We start from the raw sequence: 14527 nt of genomic DNA, 5'->3' as shown, positions 1-14527 counted from the left end.
CCGTGGTCAACGGCCGCTATTGCTTCAGGAAGCTGATGGCGTCTTCGTCCGTCAGTTGTTCGAAGTGCCGGTAGAAACTGCCCACAGCGCGGAACTTGCCGGGCAGGTGCAGGCACAGGACGGCGTCGCAGACCCGCTCCACGGACGCCTCCGCTTCAATGGAGCCAACAGGAGCGGCGGCCACCACGGCTTTCGCCCCACCTTCGCGGACGGCCTCGACGGCAGCCCTCATGGTGGCTCCCGTTGCCAGGCCGTCGTCGATCAGCAGTACGGTCTTGCCTGAAATTTCCGGGTCGGACTGGGGGTAGAGGTCCACGCGGCGGAGCAGTTCGCCGCGCTCGCGCTGCTCCACCTGGTGCAGGAGCTCCTCGCGGACCCCATGTTCCAGGACCCGGTCCAGCAGCGGCTTGTTGAGCAGGCGCACGGTCCGCCCGCGGGCCCACGCCAGGGCCCCGTACGCCGTTTCCTCGTGCCCGGGAATGCCGAGCTTGCGGACCAGGACGGCACCGAGCGGAAGGTACAGTGCCTTGGCTGCTGCCGCCGCCACGGGGATTCCGCCGCGCGCAAGTCCCAGGACAACGGTGCCGGGCTGCTCGCGGAACTGCGTCAGGACTGCAGCCAGCCGCTCGCCGGCCTCCGTGCGGTCTTCGAAACGCATATCCATGTGGCCCTCCCGGCTGTTCCAGCCCCCCGCCTCCCTTTCAGCCTACCGCCGCGGAACGGGCGGCAGCAGAGGCGCGGACAGGCGGCAGGAAATTAATGAGCCGGAAGGGATGTCAGACCGCGAGGAAGGAGATGGCGGCCTGCTTGAAGGCCCGGCTCGTAACGGCGTTGGTATGGTTGCGGCCCGGCAGCGTCAGCTGTTCGGCCAGGCCACCGGCGCCTTCAGCCAGTTCGGCGAGCTGCGGCAAGCTGCCGGCGCGCTCGTCCTGGTCCCCGGCCACCAGGAGCATCGGTACGTGCGGGACTGCCTCGGAGGGGTCGTAGGGTTCTGCCTTGATGGCCTCCACCAAGGAGAGCAGCGCGAAGATGTTGTTGCTGGGCAGCAGCAGCGCCATCTTGAGCAGCCTTGCGGTCGACTCGTCCTCGATGGGAGTGCCGTCGGCCAGGTAGTCCTGCGCGGCGGTGAGGTCGAACTCCGCCAGCGGGTCCGCGGTGTTTGGCCCGCCCAGGACAATCCGGTGCACTATTTCGGGCTGCGTGGCGGCGAACTCCCAGGCGAGCCGGGACCCCAGTGAATAACCCACTACGTCCAGCCCGCTGGCAGGGTCGCCGGCCTGCACAGGCCGCACTCCGGCGTCGAACGCTACCTGCAGCAGGTCCGCCCGGATCCGGCTGGGGGAGTAGGAGTCGCGGTCCTCAGGTGCGCCGCTGCGCCCGTGCCCGGGCAGATCCACCAGGATGACGCGGCGGCCGGCGTCGAGCAGCGATGCCAGCCAGCCGGTGTCCTCCCAGTTAAGTTTGCTGGACGACGAGAAGCCGTGCAGGAGCAGGACGGGGCGGAGCCCGGCGTCCACGGCAGGATCATGCACCGCCACATACAGCTGGGGGTCGGTGCCCTCCACGGTGTGCGAATGCTGCTCGCCGGTGTGCCTGCCGCTCATGGTGTCAGTCCTCATCAACTACGGCGCCCAGGCGGGACCCGGCGCGTCGGAACGTCGTGCTTCGGAAGTTACTCTACCTGCCTCGCCGCTGCCTGCCTGGGCTGGCTGGACCTTCCGCTGAGCCGGGCACCGACGGCACAGGCTGCCGCGATGGCCGCGATCAGGCCGAAGGTGCTGAAGAGCTGGACGCGGCTGGCCTCGGCGCTGAATCCCACAGCGAAAATCAGGGCCAGCAGGGCGAGGCCCACAAAGGTCAGGACCGGGAAGCCCTTCATCCTCAGGGGCAGGGGAGTGCCGTCCCGGTCCGCGCGGCGCCGCAGGACCAGCTGCGAGACCAGGGCGCTGCCCCATACCACCAGGCAGGTGGATCCCACCAGCTGGAACAGGGCGGGAAGGATGCGCTCGGGGAACAGCAGCTCAAGGACTGTGGCCACAAAGCCAAAGGCGACGGACACGCCGACGGCCAGCATGGGCACGCTGGCACCGCTCAGGCGGGCCAGGAAGCGCGGCGCCTCGCCGCGCCCGGCAAGGGAGTAGACCATCCGCGACGCGCCGTAGAGGTTGGCGTTCAGTGCGGAGAGAAGGGCGACGACGGCCACGAGGGTGATTGCCGTGGCGGCACCGGGGATGCGTGCGGCAGCCAGGACGCCGGCGAAAGGTGATGCCAGGCTTTCCGACGTGGCAGGCAGAACCGCGGCGATCACAAAGACGGAGCCGATGTAGAAAACCAGGATGCGCCAGACGACGGTCCGGATGGCTTTGGCGACGCTATGTTCCGGGTCCTCGGTTTCTGCCGCCGCCACGGACACAATCTCCGTGCCGCCGAAGGCGAAGATCACCACAAAAAGCGCCGCAGCGATCCCGCCGAGTCCTGCGGGGGCGAAGTCGGATGTCAGGTTGGCCAGGCCCGGGGAGGCCACGCCCGGCAGGATGCCCAGGAGCAGGGCGGCTCCAATCACGAGGAACAGGACGATGGCCGCGACCTTGAGGATGGCGAACCAGAACTCGAATTCACCGAAGTTCCGGACTCCGGCCAGGTTGATGGCGGTGAACACCACCATAAAGGTCAGCGCGAGCGCCCAGACCGGGACCACCGGCCAGACGGTGAAGAGGAGTCCCGCAGCGCCGAGTGCCTCGGCGGCAATCACCACCACCAGTTGCAGCCACCACAGCCAGCCGATCGTGGCGCCGGCCGTTTTGCCCAGGGCCCGTTCGGCGTAGACGGAGAAAGCTCCGCTGTTCGGGTTCGCGGCGGCCATTTCGCCCAGTGCCCACATGACCAGGATGATCAGTGTGCCGGCCACCAGGTAGGAGATGAGCACTGCAGGGCCGGCCGCCTGGATCCCGGCCCCGGAGCCGAGGAAGAGGCCGGCGCCAATGGCGCTGCCCAGGCCCATCATGGTGAGCTGGCGGGGCTTCATGCTGTGGCCCAGGTCGCCTTGTGGGCGCGTTTGGGCGGACTTCGTCGTCATCTGCTGGTGAACCTTCTTGGGTTGATGGTGGCTCCTCGTGGGACCACTCGAATTTACCGCCTCGGGGCCCTGCTGCCCGCATCACGGCATTCCCAGCGCCGGCCCCTGCCTGCCCAGCTGAGTGTGCGCGCCGGCGGGAAGCAGAAACATTTGGCAATTGAGGGGCGGTTGCCCGTAGAATTAGTTATGGTCAGTTTGACCCTAACTGGAGCGGCTTCAACGGGGAGCCCGCAGAGACGGAAGGTGGTGGACATGTACTCGAGCTCAGCGAACGTCTCGGAGCGCCAGGCCGCACCGCCGTCACTTGCCATCTCCACCGTCATTTTCGCGCTCCGGCCCAGTGAAAGCTCCGGGCGGCCCACGCTCTGGCTGCCACTGGTCCGGCGTATCCGGGAACCTTTCAAAGGCCTGTGGGCACTGCCGGGTGGGCCACTTAGCCATTCGGAGTCCCTGCAGGACGCGGCGTCACGGAACCTGCGCGAGACCACCGGCCTGGCCCCGAGTTACCTCGAGCAGCTCTACGCCTTCGGCGGCCTCCACCGCTCACCCACCCAGCGGGTGGTTTCCATCGTCTACTGGGCCCTGGTCCAGCCAACGGAAGCCGCCCTGGCGGACGAGTCCGAAAACGTCCGCTGGTTCCGCGCGGACCGGCTCGGCGAACTGGCCTTTGATCACAACGCGATCGTGGACTACGCGCTCTGGCGGCTGCGGAACAAGCTTGCCTACGGATCCGTGGCCTACCACCTGCTGGGGGAGTACTTCACCCTCGCCCAGGTCCGGGAAGTCTACGAGGCTGTACTGGACCGTCAACTGGATCCGGCGAACTTCCGGCGCCAGCTCAAATCCACCCCGGAGATCGAGGAAACCGGGGAATACCTCCAGGGCGGCAAACACCGCCCGCCCCGCCTCTACCGCTTTACCGGCCGGCCCGGCCTTGACCCAGACAACAGGAGCACACTATGAGCAGCGTCAACACAGCAATCCAGCTGATCACGCGCGAACAGGCCGAGAACGGCGCGGCGGCAAAGGGCAGCACCTGCAGCCCGGCCCTGGCCAAGGGCCCGTGGGACTACGACCTTGCCGAGGCGCTCGCCGGTGTCCCCGCCTATGGCCCCGGTGCCTCCAGCGCGGACGTGGCCCCGGCCGAAACGCCGCGCCAGGGGCAGCTGCCCGAAGAGTATAAGCTCGCCAGCGACGCCGAGCTGGGCGAAAGGATCCTCGCCGCCAAGGCTGCTCTGGGGGACCGGGCGGTCATCCTGGGGCACTTTTACCAGCGCGATGAAGTCATCCAGTACGCGGACTTCGTGGGCGACTCCTTCCAGCTGGCCAACGCCGCGCTCACCCGCCCGGACGCCGAGGCCATCGTTTTCTGCGGCGTCCACTTCATGGCCGAAACCGCCGACATCCTTTCCGCCCCCGAACAGGCAGTCATCCTGCCCAACCTCGCCGCCGGCTGTTCCATGGCGGACATGGCCGACGCCGACTCCGTGGCCGAGTGCTGGGAACAGCTTGAGGAAATCTTCGGCACAGAGCCCGACGCCGAGGGCCGGGTTCCCGTCATCCCCGTCACGTACATGAATTCCTCCGCAGCCCTGAAGGCTTTCTGCGGCGAGCACGGCGGGATCGTCTGCACCTCCTCCAACGCCAAAACCGTCCTCGAGTGGGCGTTCCAGCGTGCCCGGCGGGTGCTGTTCTTCCCGGACCAGCACCTGGGCCGCAACACCGCGAAAGCGCTGGGCGTGCCACTCGAGCAGATGCCCATGTGGAATCCGCGCAAGGACCTCGGCGGCAACGACGAGCAGGCGCTCCTGGATTCCCGGGTCATCCTGTGGCACGGCTTCTGCTCCGTGCACAAGCGCTTCAACGTGGCGCAGATCGAGAAGGCCAGGGCCGACTTCCCCGGCGTCCAGGTGATCGTGCACCCCGAATGCCCCATGGAAGTAGTGGACGCGGCAGACGCGGCCGGCTCCACCGACTTCATCAAAAAAGCCATCGCTGCCGCCACCGAGCCCACCACCTTCGCGATCGGCACGGAAATCAACATGGTGAACCGGCTCGCGGCCGAGTACCCGCAGCACACCATCTTCTGCCTGGACCCCGTGATCTGCCCCTGCTCCACCATGTACCGGATCCACCCCGGTTACCTGGCATGGGTGCTCGAGGAGCTGGTAGCGGGCCGGATCGTCAACCGGATCACCGTCGCGGACTCCGTCCAGGACAACGCCCGCACCGCGCTCGAGCGCATGCTCGCCGCCAGGCCGTAATGAACCGGCAGGCGGACATGCCCACCCGGGGGACGGCAACCATGCCGCCGGGTCACGGCGGCGACAGTACGCGCCGGCGGCTGGTCGTCGTCGGCAGCGGTATTGCCGGGCTCTACGCGGCGCTGCTGGCGGCGGACGCCGGGGCCGACGTGGTGCTGCTCAGCAAAGGCCAGCTGCGCGAAAGCAACACCTGGTATGCCCAGGGCGGTATCTCCGCCGTGCTGGACGAGCCTGCTCCCGGGGACACGGTGGCGGCACACATCGCCGACACACTCCAGGCCGGCGCCGGGCACTGCAACGAAGCGGCGGTCCGGCTGATGTGCACGGAGGCCCGCCGGGACATCGCCGGGCTGGAGCGGTTCGGTGTGCGTTTTGATCCAGGAGCCGACGGCGGTCCGGCCCTGGGGCTGGAGGCGGCACATTCCGCCCCCCGCATCCTGCACGCAGGCGGCGATGCCACCGGTGCGAAAGTCGCCGCGGCACTGATCGATGCCGTGCTGGCCCGGCAGGCAGCCGGAACCCTGACGATCCGTACCGGCGCCCACGCCACGGCGCTCCGCCAACGGGACGGCCACGTCAACGGCGTGGAGTTCGGCCAGGACGGCCGTTCAGCCACACTGCACGGGGACGCAGTCCTGCTGGCCACCGGCGGGGCAGGGCAACTTTTTGCCCAGACCACCAATCCCGTCGTGGCCACCGCCGACGGCCTCGCCCTCGCCGTCCGCGCCGGAGCGGCCGTGGCCGACCTGGAATTCTTCCAGTTCCACCCCACCTGTCTGGTGCCCGGGGTCAACACCGCAAGCCCGGGCACGGCCCGCGGGCTGGACCAGGATCCGCTCCTCATCTCCGAAGCCGTCCGCGGCGAAGGAGCCATCCTCGTTGACGGCAACGGCAAGCGGTTCATGCGGGCCTACCACCCTGACGCCGAACTCGCCCCGCGCGACGTCGTCTCCCGCAGCATCGCCCTGCACCTGGCCAAGCTCGGCGACCCCAACGGCCACGTCTACCTCGACGCGCGCCTCATCGAACAGGTCAAGGGCCCGGGTTTCCTGGCGAAGCGCTTCCCCACCCTCACGGTAAGGACGCTCGACGCCGGTATTGACTGGACCAGGGAACTGGTCCCGGTTGCCCCGGCAGCCCACTACTGGATGGGCGGCGTAGCCACCGACCTGCACGGCCGGACCACAGTTCCCGGGCTGTACGCCGCCGGGGAGGTTGCGTGCACCGGTGTCCAAGGTGCAAACCGGCTGGCCAGCAACTCCCTCCTTGAGGGACTTGTCTTCGGCCGCCGCGCTGTTGAAGACTTCCTGTCCTCTGACCTTGGTTGGGGGTCGCCTGAGGGCACCCCTCCGCATGCTAGCTCGGCCGCTGGCGGCCTCCCTTTGACGCATGCTTCCGGGGCACCCTCAGACGACCACACGCATGTCACCTTCTCAGCTGCTTTAGAAGGCGGGGCGGCCGAACCGATTGTTCAGGCGGGGAGCCTGCCGGCCAACTCCGGTCAGGAAAGAGGTGGGCGTCGGCTGGCCGGCTTCGGCGGGGAAGGGGCTCGGGGTCTCGAAACTCCTTTTTCGCGGGAGGCGCTTCGTCGGTTGATGACTGCTCAGGCCGGGGTGTTGCGCTCTGGGGAACTGTTGGCTCAGGCGGAGGACACGCTTGGGCGGTGGGCCGGCGTCGTTCGGCCTGGAACCGTTGCCCCCGGGGAACTGGACCCGTCGGCCCACGAGGACCGGAACCTGTTGCTGGCCGCGCAGCTGCTCGTGGCTGCCGCCCGGCAGCGCACCGAGTCCCTCGGCGCCCATTACCGCAGCGACGATCCGGCCGATGCCGCCGGTATCGCAGCCGACTTTGAAGAATCTTCCCGACCCCGCGCGAAAGCGAGCCTTTTCCATGACTGACACCACCTCCATGACAGCGCCGGCAGGCGCCGGCACCCGCAGGTTGGACCTGACCATGCCGTCGGCGCCGGTGCGGGAGATCCTGGAACGGGCGTTCGCCGAGGACGCTCCCGCCGGGGACATCACCTCCCAGCTGCTGATTCCCGCCGCTGCCCGCGCCACCGCGGTACTGAACGCCCGGGTCCCCGGAGTCTTCAGCGGCGCCACGGTATTCCGGGACGCCATGCTGCTGGTGGACCCCGAAACGGACGTCGAGCTGCTGCTCGCCGACGGAGAAAAGTTCGACGCCGGCACGCACCTTGCGCGGGTCACCGGGCGCGCCAGGTCGGTGCTGCTGGCTGAACGGGTGGCCCTGAACCTCGTGCAGCGGATGTCCGCCATCGCCACCAGGACCGCCGAATTCGTCCAGCTGACCGAAGGCACCTATGCCCGGATCACCGACACGCGCAAGACAACGCCCGGGCTCCGCATCCTCGAACGGTTCGCGGTGCGCTGCGGCGGCGGTGCCAACCACCGGTACAGCCTCTCCGACGCCGTCCTCGCCAAGGACAACCACCTTGCCGTAATGACGGGCGGGGACCCGGCCAGGCTCACGGAGCTGCTCGCCGCGGCCAAGGCACAGCTCGGGCACACCACCCACTTCGAAGTCGAGGTGGACCGGATGGACCAGATCGAACCCGTGCTCGCAGCCGGCGTGGACACCATCATGCTGGACAACTTCACCCTGGAGGAGCTGAGGGCCGGTGTGGCGCTGGTGGCCGGACGCGCACGGGTTGAGGCCAGCGGGAACGTGAACCTCGCCACCGTGGCCGGAATCGCCGCCACCGGAGTGGACGTTATCTCCATCGGCGCCCTCACACACACGGTGGCCGCCCTGGACCTCGGGCTGGACGTCGAACTGACCGTGGAGTGAACCCATGATCTTCCTCGACGCCGCCGCCACTACCCCTGTCCGCCGTGAAGTGCTGGACGCCATGTGGCCGTACCTGACCGGAGAGTTCGGCAACCCCTCAAGCCACCACACCCTCGGCGAGGCTGCAGCCACCGCGCTCGCGGACGCGCGGCGGACGGTGGCAGCTGTGCTGGGCTGCCGGGCGGGCGAGGTGACCTTCACCGCGGGCGGAACCGAAGCAGACAACCTGGCGGTGAAGGGCATCGCCCTGGCTCGGCAGGCTGCCAACCCGCGGCTGAACCGGGTGGCGATCAGCGCCGTCGAACATCCCGCCGTCGAGGAATCGGCCAGGTACCTTGAGCGCTTCCACGGCTTCACCGTTGATGTGGTTCCGGTAGACGGGACCGGGCAGGTGACGCCGGAAGCGTTCCGAAAAGTCCTGACGCCGGAAACAGCCGTGGCCAGCGTGATGTACGCCAACAACGAGGTGGGAACCGTCCAGCCCGTTGCCCGGCTGGCAGCCCTGGCCCACGAACTCGGTATCCCTTTCCACACGGACGCCGTCCAGGCTGCCGGGTGGCTGCCGCTGGACACCAAGGCGCTGGGCGTGGACGCGATGAGCATTTCAGGCCACAAGTTGGGGGCGCCCAAGGGCTGCGGTGTGCTGTTCGTCCGGGGCCGCACCAAACTTGAGCCGCTGATCCACGGCGGCGGGCAGGAACGCGGCCGCCGTTCGGGAACGGAGAATGTGGCCGGAGCCGTGGGCCTGGCCACCGCCCTGACGCTGGCACATGCGGGCCAGGAGGAACAACGACGCCGGGTCACCGGATTGCGGGACACGTTCATTAACGCTGTGCTTGCCGGCGTTCCCGGCGCCGTCCTCACCGGGCATCCCGCTGAGCGGCTGCCCTCGGTGGCGTCGTTCTGCTTCCCGGGAACCAGCGGCGAGTCAGTACTCCTTGAACTGGAACGCCAGGGCGTGGTGTGCTCCAGCGGTTCAGCCTGCGCCGCGGGCTCGGACGCACCCTCTCCGGTGCTCACAGCACTGGGCTTTGCGCCCGAGGTTGCCCAGACCGCCGTCCGGTTCAGCTTCGACGCAACGGTGGCCGAAGCGGACCTTGCAGCCGCGGCAACCGCGGTGGAAGCCGCCGTCGGACGGGTCAGGGCACTCGGCGCCTGAGTTCCTTACCGCTTAGGTTCCTTACGACCCGGGACGCCGCCTCAACTCAGCCCGTGGGTCCTGGCCACCGTGAGGCAATGACCGGGTTCAGGAGTTCGCCAATACCTTCGACCCGGCACACCACTGTGTCGCCCGGGGCCAGGGGAACGCACTCTGCCGGGAAACCCGTCAGCACCAGGTCGCCCGGGTGAAGGGTCATAAACGAGGTCAGATACACGAGGATCTCATCAACCTTCCAGCCGAGGTCGGCGGTGCTGGCGGCCCGCAGGGCAGTGCCGTTGTGCACCACATCCACGGCCAGGCGGGACTCCTCGAGGCCGGTCACAATCCATGGTCCTGCAGGCGTGAACGTGTCCTGGCTCTTGGCGCTGATCCAAAGTTCATCGGATTTCTGTTGGTCGCGGCATGTGACGTCGTTACCGATGGTGAAGCCCAGGACCCCGCCGCGGGCGTTCCCAGGAGTCAGGCCACGCGCCTTGGTGCCGATCACAATGGCCAGCTCCGCTTCCGGGTCCACCCGCCGCATTCCGGGCGCAAGTTCTATCGCGTCGCCCGGCCCTATGACGCTGGTGGCCGCCTTGTGGAACGCCTGCGGCGGCAGTTCCCGCCCGGGCTGGCCGGTGTTGTGCGCCATTCCCAGGACATTGGCGGGCACGCTCGGAGCGAGGAACATAAAGGACTCCTCCCGCACCTGGTCCCCGGGTTGCCATCCCGTCCGCGGGTAGCTGGAGGCATTAGCCGGGGAGTCAGGGAAGGGACTGTCCGTGACCGTCCACGTGCTGCCTTCCGCGCCGCCAAAGTCCGCCGCATCGCTGGCAACAAAGAACTGTTCTGCGGGATGGACCGGAGGCAGCGGGCGGACGCGGGCAATGCGGCGGGGAAAGGCAGTCATGAGGGAATCCTACGGGGCCCTGGCGGCAGGCCGGCCTGTGGTCCGTCAGTAGAGCTCGCCCACCGGTATTTCCACGGCCAGGCGGTTGGACGGCCCCGGCAGCGGGCAGGCCCAGGCCTCGTTGTAGGCGCAGGAGGGGTTGTAGGCGAAGTTGAAGTCCAGCACAAAGGCGGCATCCGGGCCGGTCCCGTCCACGCCATGGAACGCACCCTTGATGGTGTCCAGCAAATACCGTCCCCCGCCGTAACTGCCGCCCGGCTGGCCGGCCGTGGCATCACGGAACGGGACAAAAATGCCGCCGCCGTAACCGTGCAGCTTCCACACTCCGAGCTGCCCCATTTCGGGCAGGTCGAACGTTCCCAGCCGGATAAACCGGACCACGCCGTCCGTTGCGGTCTCGACGCTCATTTCGCGGCCGGCACCCTCCTTGGTCAGCGGCACGTGGAAACGGTAGATGGGATCGTAATCCGCGGTTTTGAGCCCGGAGAACCGGGCCTTGTCCTGGGCGGTGAGAGCCGAGGCAGGGTGCGTGGCGAACATCAGGTCGCGCTGGTGGCGCCAGTACGAATGGGCCTCTGCCGGATTCTCGAGCGCCAACTTCCGGACGTTGGCGTACAGGGCGAAGGTCCGCAGCCGCCAGTCGGCAATGTCCACGGCGGAGATGCCCGCCAGGTTATCGTCGGCTCCGCCAAGGGTTTCTTCGGCTCTGCCGTGCTGCTGATCTTGCGCCATAGCCACCAGCCTAGTCCCCGCGCGGTACCGGACCTGCCCGACGGCGACACGGACCTGGCTGCATTCCCTTGCGGGAGGAGAGGAAACGCCCTCCGGTGCGGACCCGGCTGCTGCACCGGTCCGGTTAGGCTGGCTGCATGAGAGGCAAGGCGACTACGGTGCTGTCCGGTGTATCACTGCTGCTGGCCGGTGCCCTCCTTGCCGGTTGCGCCGGTGCAGGGCCGGGTCAGCCCGGCTGGACCGCGCAGCCGGGTCCTTCCGGAAGTGCAGGCTCCGGCGCCAACGCGCCCGCATCCCCGGACGCCTCCTCCTCAACGATGCCTTCCGATGGCGCCGCTCCCGGCGCCAGCGCATCCGGCCCGCCGCAGGCGGTGGCCACGGCTGCGGCCTGGAAGACTTTTTCGGACCCCGGCAAGGCCGTCAGCTTCGACCTGCCCGAGGACTGGATCGCCCAGTCCGTCACGCCGGAGGAAGGCACCTTGCCCGGTGCCCTGAAGGTCGAAGTGAAGAAGCCCGACGGCACCTTCATCGCAGCGCTCCGGACCGGACTGCCGCCGTCGTCCGCGGAATGCCCGGAAACAACACGGCGGCCGTACACGGTGGTCAGCAGCGTGCCGGTGGAAATGCCCGCCGCGGGCGGGGAGGGAACCATCCCGCCCAGGGTGGTGTTCCGCGTGATCCAGGGCTACAAATACTTTGGTTCCTACGGGCTCACCAACGTGGTGGGCGGCGCGGACGGCCAGGCCTGCGAGCTCCGGAACATCCTGCGGGGCCCGGCCGGAAAGGGCGACTACTCGTTCGGCGACGTCGTCTCCGTCAAGGCCTTCGCGCCCGATGAAAAGGTGGCCCCCGCCAAGGCCTTCGACACCCTTGACCAGGCCGCCCGGTACGTCAACGAGGGCACTGAATTCGCCAACGTCCAGCGGATGCTAATGTCTCTGAAGATCAAAAACTAGTCCCGTTCCCGGCCCCACATCTGTGCCGGGCAGAGCAGGGACTTTTCTTCCACCGCAACTCAAACCCGAAAGAGCCATGGAACGCAGCGTTTCCGCACGACTGGTCTTCAAAACCACAGCCAACACCAAGGTGGCCATGGCCATCGCCGTCGCGAGGAACAGGGGCTATTCCTCCTTTGACGAGTCGCTCTCCGTGACAGCGGGCAGCGGCCAGGTTCCGCTCACCGAGGTATCCGACCACCACGGCGGGCGGTTCCACTACATGGAGTTCGCCGAACCGGCGGAGGTGACAGTGGACTACTCCGCCACGGTGGCCGGAAAAGCGGAGCCGGAAGAGGCGGAGCTCGCAGACCGGATCCGGTACGTCCGGCCCAGCCGGTACGCAGAATCAGACCGGCTGCTGCCCACCGCCTACGCCGAATTCGAAGGGGTCCAGGGCGCCGGCCTGCTGCACGCCGTCAGGAACTGGGTGAACGGGGAACTGCGCTACCTCAGCGGATCGTCGCGGGGCACGGACGGTGCAGTGGAAACGCTTCTCAGCCGGCGCGGGGTGTGCCGGGACTTCGCGCACCTGGCCATCGCACTGCTGCGCTCCAAGGACATTCCAGCCAGGCTCGCTGCCGTCTACGCCCCCGGCCTGGCGCCGATGGATTTCCACGCCGTGGCCGAAGCCTATGTTGAAGGGGCCTGGCACGTCATCGATCCCACGGGGCTGGCCCCGCGGGAATCGATGCTGCGCATTACGGCCGGCCGGGACTCGGCAGATACTGCCTTCCTCTCGACGGTGGGCGGCAGCCTGGTCCTGAACCAGCTCCAGGTCACCGCAGTGGTCAACGGCACCCTCCCGGTGGAGGATCCGGCCCGGCTGGTGAAGCTGGGCTGATCCCGGCAGGCTGGCGGGCTGGCCCGCCTGCCTGCCGGGCCCGGCGGCCTTACTATCGGGCCGGGCGGGGACCCAGCGAACTCCGCAGTTTTTCGGTGAGCCGCCGCAGTTCTTTCTGTTCCTCCGGTGTCAGGGCAGGCCCCATCAGGGTGGAGATGTCCCGGACATGTTCGCGGCCGATCTCTTTTTGAAGTTCCCGGCCTGCGTCGGTGAGCTGGAGCAGCACGCCGCGGCCGTCATCAGGAGCCGGCATCCGTGCCACCAGCCCGCGTTTTTCCAGCCGCTCCACCAGCCGGCTGAGGCTGGACTGGCTAAGGAGGACGTTGTCGTTGAGCTCGTTGAGCCGCAGCCATCCGGTGGGACAGCGCGAGAGCGTGAACAGGACGTCATACTCATTCACCGCAAGCTTCCGGAAGGCCGGACCCGTCTGCAGTTTGCGCATCACGGCGACCTGCGCGCGGAACAGCGATTCCCAGGTTTCGGCCGCCAGGCGGACGGGTGATTCTGAACTGTTGCCGGCCATCATGCCTCCACAGCGGACTTCTCCGCGTCCTTGGCCGGCTGCTCCTGGGTGGCCAGCGCTGCGGCAACCCGGTTGGCGTGGGTGGGCGGTTCGGGGACGTGCGCCGGCTTGAGGGCGGCGTATTCCTTGCGCAGGACGGGCAGGACTTCCTCGCCGAAAAGGTCCAGCTGTTCCAGCACGGTCTTCAGCGGCAGTCCGGCGTGGTCGATCAGGAACAGCTGCCGCTGGTAGTCGCCAAAGTACTCCCGGAATGTCAGGGTCTTTTCAATAACCTCCTGCGGGCTGCCAACCGTCAGGGGTGTTTGGGACGTGAAGTCCTCCAGTGACGGGCCGTGGCCGTAAACCGGGGCGTTGTCGAAGTAGGGACGGAATTCCTTGACGGCGTCCTGCGAGTTTTTCCGCATAAAGAACTGGCCGCCCAGGCCCACAATCGCCTGGTCCGCCTTGCCGTGGCCGTAGTGCTCGTAGCGCTCACGGTAAAGGCTGATCAACTGCTGGTAGTGCTCCTTGGGCCAGAAGATGTTGTTGGCAAAGAAGCCGTCGCCGAAGTACGCGGCCACTTCAGCGATCTGCGGCGTGCGGATGGAACCGTGCCATACAAAGGGGGCCACGCCGTCGAGCGGGCGCGGGGTGGAGGTGAAGTTCTGCAGCGGAGTGCGGAACTTGCCGGACCAGTTCACCGTGTCCTCGTCCCACAGCTTGCGCAGCAGGCTGTAGTTCTCGATGGCGAGCTCAACCCCGTCCTGGATGTTCTTGCCGAACCACGGGTAGACGGGCGCCGTGTTGCCGCGGCCCAGGACCAGGTCCACGCGGCCATCGGCCAGGTGCTGGAGCATGGCGAAGTCTTCGGCGATCTTGACCGGATCATTGGTGGTGATCAGTGTGGTGGCCGTGGACAGGATGATCCGCTCGGTCTGCGCCGCGATGTAAGCGAGGGTGGTGGTGGGGGAGGAAGAGAAGAAGGGCCGGTTGTGGTGCTCGCCGATGGCGTACACATCCATGCCGATTTCCTCGACCTTCTTGGCGATGGCGACGGAGGCCTTGATGCGTTCGTTCTCGGTGGGGGTCCGGCCCGTGGTGGGGTCCGTGGTGATGTCGCTGACGCTGAAAACACCGATCTGCATGATGTGCCTTTCCGTTGCTTGGACTTGCTGGCCTGGTTCCACTATAGGCCAATTTAGATGCATTTGCATCTATCGCCGGATACAACGCTGCCGCACCGAAAATATTC

14 protein-coding genes are annotated in these 14527 nt (G+C 67.5%); 7 read left to right on the top strand and 7 right to left on the bottom strand.

The genetic code is table 11. From position 1 onward, the window contains the following. Positions 1 to 16: 16 nt before the first annotated feature. The 3 genes from AC3A4Z_RS10970 to AC3A4Z_RS10960 form a co-directional block, all read right to left on the bottom strand. Positions 17 to 664, bottom strand: coding sequence for a phosphoribosyltransferase (locus AC3A4Z_RS10970; RefSeq protein WP_498711574.1), 648 nt, complete (start codon positions 662 to 664; stop codon positions 17 to 19). Between the two features lie 112 nt (positions 665 to 776). Further along, positions 777 to 1604: an alpha/beta fold hydrolase gene (locus AC3A4Z_RS10965; RefSeq protein WP_498711573.1), complete on the bottom strand. Its 828-nt coding sequence runs from the start codon at positions 1602 to 1604 to the stop codon at positions 777 to 779. Between the two features lie 68 nt (positions 1605 to 1672). After that, positions 1673 to 3076 carry an amino acid permease gene (locus AC3A4Z_RS10960; RefSeq protein WP_498711572.1) on the bottom strand — a complete coding sequence of 468 codons (1404 nt, stop codon included), beginning with the start codon at positions 3074 to 3076 and terminating at the stop codon, positions 1673 to 1675. Between the two features lie 252 nt (positions 3077 to 3328). Here AC3A4Z_RS10960 and AC3A4Z_RS10955 point away from each other — a divergent pair, with 252 nt between their 5' ends. The 5 genes from AC3A4Z_RS10955 to AC3A4Z_RS10935 are packed head-to-tail and all read left to right on the top strand — an operon-like array spanning position 3329 to position 9310. Beyond that, the gene (locus tag AC3A4Z_RS10955; RefSeq protein WP_498711571.1) at positions 3329 to 4039 is read left to right on the top strand and encodes an NUDIX hydrolase; all 711 of its coding nucleotides are present in this window, start codon (positions 3329 to 3331) and stop codon (positions 4037 to 4039) included. Further along, on the top strand, positions 4036 to 5340 hold the full coding sequence (gene nadA / locus AC3A4Z_RS10950; protein ID WP_498711570.1) for a quinolinate synthase NadA: 1305 nt from the start codon (positions 4036 to 4038) through the stop codon (positions 5338 to 5340). The genes AC3A4Z_RS10955 and nadA overlap by 4 nt, the downstream gene beginning before the upstream one ends. A 41-nt stretch (positions 5341 to 5381) precedes the next feature. Continuing rightward, entirely contained in the window at positions 5382 to 7238 is a 1857-nt protein-coding gene (gene nadB / locus AC3A4Z_RS10945) for an L-aspartate oxidase (protein ID WP_498711624.1), read from the top strand. Further along, positions 7231 to 8151 (top strand): carboxylating nicotinate-nucleotide diphosphorylase, encoded by a 921-nt coding sequence (gene nadC / locus AC3A4Z_RS10940; protein ID WP_498711569.1) that lies wholly within the window; start codon positions 7231 to 7233, stop codon positions 8149 to 8151. Before nadB ends, nadC begins: the two co-directional genes overlap by 8 nt. A 4-nt stretch (positions 8152 to 8155) precedes the next feature. Then, the gene (locus tag AC3A4Z_RS10935; protein ID WP_498711568.1) at positions 8156 to 9310 is read left to right on the top strand and encodes a cysteine desulfurase family protein; all 1155 of its coding nucleotides are present in this window, start codon (positions 8156 to 8158) and stop codon (positions 9308 to 9310) included. Positions 9311 to 9356: 46 nt separating this feature from the next. On the opposite strand, the gene AC3A4Z_RS10930 is transcribed toward AC3A4Z_RS10935, so the two are convergent. Further along, positions 9357 to 10202, bottom strand: coding sequence for a fumarylacetoacetate hydrolase family protein (locus AC3A4Z_RS10930; protein ID WP_498711567.1), 846 nt, complete (start codon positions 10200 to 10202; stop codon positions 9357 to 9359). Positions 10203 to 10247: 45 nt separating this feature from the next. Continuing rightward, positions 10248 to 10934: a DUF1684 domain-containing protein gene (locus tag AC3A4Z_RS10925; RefSeq protein ID WP_493970136.1), complete on the bottom strand. Its 687-nt coding sequence runs from the start codon at positions 10932 to 10934 to the stop codon at positions 10248 to 10250. A gap of 137 nt (positions 10935 to 11071) precedes the next feature. On the opposite strand from AC3A4Z_RS10925, the gene AC3A4Z_RS10920 reads away from it, so the two are divergent. Both AC3A4Z_RS10920 and AC3A4Z_RS10915 read left to right on the top strand, forming a co-directional pair. Continuing rightward, positions 11072 to 11890 carry a hypothetical protein gene (locus tag AC3A4Z_RS10920; protein WP_498711566.1) on the top strand — a complete coding sequence of 273 codons (819 nt, stop codon included), beginning with the start codon at positions 11072 to 11074 and terminating at the stop codon, positions 11888 to 11890. 76 nt (positions 11891 to 11966) lie between these two features. Continuing rightward, positions 11967 to 12773 (top strand): transglutaminase domain-containing protein, encoded by an 807-nt coding sequence (locus AC3A4Z_RS10915; protein ID WP_493970138.1) that lies wholly within the window; start codon positions 11967 to 11969, stop codon positions 12771 to 12773. Positions 12774 to 12825: 52 nt separating this feature from the next. Here AC3A4Z_RS10915 and AC3A4Z_RS10910 read toward each other — a convergent pair whose 3' ends face one another. Beyond that, a complete protein-coding gene (locus tag AC3A4Z_RS10910; RefSeq protein WP_498711565.1) occupies positions 12826 to 13296 on the bottom strand; it encodes a MarR family winged helix-turn-helix transcriptional regulator in 471 nt (156 codons plus the stop codon). Then, complete coding sequence (locus tag AC3A4Z_RS10905) at positions 13296 to 14420, bottom strand: LLM class flavin-dependent oxidoreductase (RefSeq protein ID WP_498711564.1); 1125 nt, start codon at positions 14418 to 14420, stop codon at positions 13296 to 13298. The genes AC3A4Z_RS10910 and AC3A4Z_RS10905 overlap by 1 nt, the downstream gene beginning before the upstream one ends. Positions 14421 to 14527: the final 107 nt, after the last annotated feature.

It is taken from the genome of Arthrobacter sp. Soil_C_49 (genome assembly GCF_057656635.1).
This window is presented reverse-complemented; position numbering and strand designations above follow the sequence as displayed.

Excerpts from the sequence above, each read along its gene's own strand:
- AC3A4Z_RS10970 (WP_498711574.1), bottom strand. The coding sequence starts at position 664 with ATGGATATGCGTTTCGAAGACCGCACGGAGGCCGGCGAGCGGCTGGCT.
- AC3A4Z_RS10965 (WP_498711573.1), bottom strand. The coding sequence starts at position 1,604 with ATGAGCGGCAGGCACACCGGCGAGCAGCATTCGCACACCGTGGAGGGC.
- AC3A4Z_RS10960 (WP_498711572.1), bottom strand. The coding sequence starts at position 3,076 with ATGACGACGAAGTCCGCCCAAACGCGCCCACAAGGCGACCTGGGCCAC.
- AC3A4Z_RS10955 (WP_498711571.1), top strand. The coding sequence starts at position 3,329 with ATGTACTCGAGCTCAGCGAACGTCTCGGAGCGCCAGGCCGCACCGCCG.
- nadA (WP_498711570.1), top strand. The coding sequence starts at position 4,036 with ATGAGCAGCGTCAACACAGCAATCCAGCTGATCACGCGCGAACAGGCC.
- nadB (WP_498711624.1), top strand. The coding sequence starts at position 5,382 with ATGCCGCCGGGTCACGGCGGCGACAGTACGCGCCGGCGGCTGGTCGTC.
- nadC (WP_498711569.1), top strand. The coding sequence starts at position 7,231 with ATGACTGACACCACCTCCATGACAGCGCCGGCAGGCGCCGGCACCCGC.
- AC3A4Z_RS10935 (WP_498711568.1), top strand. The coding sequence starts at position 8,156 with ATGATCTTCCTCGACGCCGCCGCCACTACCCCTGTCCGCCGTGAAGTG.
- AC3A4Z_RS10930 (WP_498711567.1), bottom strand. The coding sequence starts at position 10,202 with ATGACTGCCTTTCCCCGCCGCATTGCCCGCGTCCGCCCGCTGCCTCCG.
- AC3A4Z_RS10925 (WP_493970136.1), bottom strand. The coding sequence starts at position 10,934 with ATGGCGCAAGATCAGCAGCACGGCAGAGCCGAAGAAACCCTTGGCGGA.
- AC3A4Z_RS10920 (WP_498711566.1), top strand. The coding sequence starts at position 11,072 with ATGAGAGGCAAGGCGACTACGGTGCTGTCCGGTGTATCACTGCTGCTG.
- AC3A4Z_RS10915 (WP_493970138.1), top strand. The coding sequence starts at position 11,967 with ATGGAACGCAGCGTTTCCGCACGACTGGTCTTCAAAACCACAGCCAAC.
- AC3A4Z_RS10910 (WP_498711565.1), bottom strand. The coding sequence starts at position 13,296 with ATGGCCGGCAACAGTTCAGAATCACCCGTCCGCCTGGCGGCCGAAACC.
- AC3A4Z_RS10905 (WP_498711564.1), bottom strand. The coding sequence starts at position 14,420 with ATGCAGATCGGTGTTTTCAGCGTCAGCGACATCACCACGGACCCCACC.